The organism is Mesorhizobium sp. M7A.F.Ca.US.002.01.1.1, from assembly GCF_004022955.1.
Taxonomy (GTDB): domain Bacteria; phylum Pseudomonadota; class Alphaproteobacteria; order Rhizobiales; family Rhizobiaceae; genus Mesorhizobium; species Mesorhizobium ciceri.
In genome coordinates, this window is the sequence record NZ_RZQE01000827.1 from 1 (window position 1) to 1518 (window position 1518).

The window sequence follows — 1518 nt, forward strand, 5'->3', positions numbered from 1 at the left end:
GGCCGACGTGGTTGCGCGTGACGAGTTCGAGACCGGCGACCGCGCGTTGCTCAATCTCGGCCACACATTCGGCCACGCGCTGGAAGCCGCCACCCAATATGACGGAAGCCGTCTCGTCCATGGCGAAGGGGTCGCCATCGGCATGGCGCTGGCCTACCGGTTCTCGTCGCGGCTCAATCTGGCCAGCCCCGACGATGCCGCGCGCGTCGAGGCGCATCTGCGCGCCGTCGGCCTGCCCTGGCGAATAGCCGACATCCCGGGCGATCTGCCTGACGCCGAGGCGCTGCTTGCCTTTATCACCCAGGACAAGAAGGTGTCGCGCGGCGCGCTAACCTTCATCCTGACGCGCGGCGTCGGCCAGGCTTTCATTGCCAAGGATGTTCCGGCATCGGAAGTGCTGTCGTTTCTGAGGGAAAACCACCCAAAGGAAAGCGACCGGAGATGAACGAGCCCGGCTGGATCGTTGTCGCCGTCCTTGCCATCCTCATCGTGCTGCTCGTTGCCGTGCGCACGCGCCTGCTTGCCATGTTCGGGTACGAGCTTTCGCGCATCGAGCCGCAGCGTTCCAGCCAGGACGAATTGCGCGGCGCGGTCGACGATTTCCGCCGCGACGGCCAGGTGGTGCGCGAGGATCGCGACCGCGTCGGCGGCCTGTTCGATCTCGCCGAACTCGAAGTCTCCGACATCATGGTCCACCGCACCAACATGCGCTCGGTCAATGCCGACAATGCGCCGGAAGCGGTGGTGCGCGAGATTTTGCAAAGCCCGCACACCCGCATGCCGCTGTGGAAAGGTTCGCTCGACAACATCGTCGGCGTGCTGCATGCAAAGGATCTGCTGCGCGCCTTGAACGAAGTCGGCAACGATTTCTCCAGGATCGACGTGATGAAGATCGCTTCGAAACCCTGGTTCGTGCCCGACACCACGACCTTGCAGGAACAGCTCAACGCCTTCCTTCGCCGCAAGGCGCATTTCGCCGTCGTCGTCGACGAATATGGCGAGGTCGAAGGGCTGGTGACGCTGGAGGACATTATCGAGGAGATCGTCGGCGAGATCGCCGACGAGCACGATGTCGACATACAGGGCGTCAAGCAGGAGGCCGACGGCTCCGTGGTCGTCGACGGTACGGTGCCGATCCGTGACCTCAACCGGGCTCTCGACTGGAACCTGCCGGATGAGGAGGCAACCACCATTGCCGGCCTCGTCATCCACGAGACGCAATCGATCCCCGAGGAGAAGCAGGCTTTTACGTTCCACGGCAAGCGCTTCATCGTCATGAAACGCGACAAGAACCGGATCGCAAGGCTGAGGATCAGGCCAGCCGGCGACGCCTGATGTGCGCCGGGAGACCGGGTGCCGTCATCCCGCGATCTGGCTCGTCGAGCGTTCGTGGATCGTCGCGCCGGTCTCGGCATCCATGGCCGCCAGGCTGACTTCATAACCCCAAAGCCTGCGGATGTGACGAAGCGTGGCGTCGCGGCTGGCATCCTCGAGAAGGATGCCGTCATTGACCTTGTG

The 1518-nt window shown here is 63.7% G+C and carries 1 protein-coding gene and 2 pseudogenes; 2 read left to right on the plus strand and 1 reads right to left on the minus strand.

Annotated elements, in window-relative coordinates; all coding sequences use genetic code 11:
- Positions 1 to 445: pseudogene (locus EN932_RS35855) on the plus strand (3-dehydroquinate synthase); the annotation flags it as partial.
- Positions 442 to 1335, plus strand: a complete 894-nt coding sequence (locus EN932_RS35860; protein WP_013529359.1) for an HlyC/CorC family transporter — start codon at positions 442 to 444, stop codon at positions 1333 to 1335. The pseudogene EN932_RS35855 and the gene EN932_RS35860, both read left to right, overlap by 4 nt.
- A gap of 24 nt (positions 1336 to 1359) precedes the next feature.
- On the opposite strand, the pseudogene EN932_RS39385 reads toward EN932_RS35860, so the two are convergent.
- Positions 1360 to 1518 (minus strand): annotated as a pseudogene (locus EN932_RS39385) (SpoVR family protein); the annotation flags it as partial.

Coding starts and splice junctions, on each gene's coding strand:
- EN932_RS35860 (WP_013529359.1), top strand. CDS start 442: ATGAACGAGCCCGGCTGGATCGTTGTCGCCGTCCTTGCCATCCTCATC.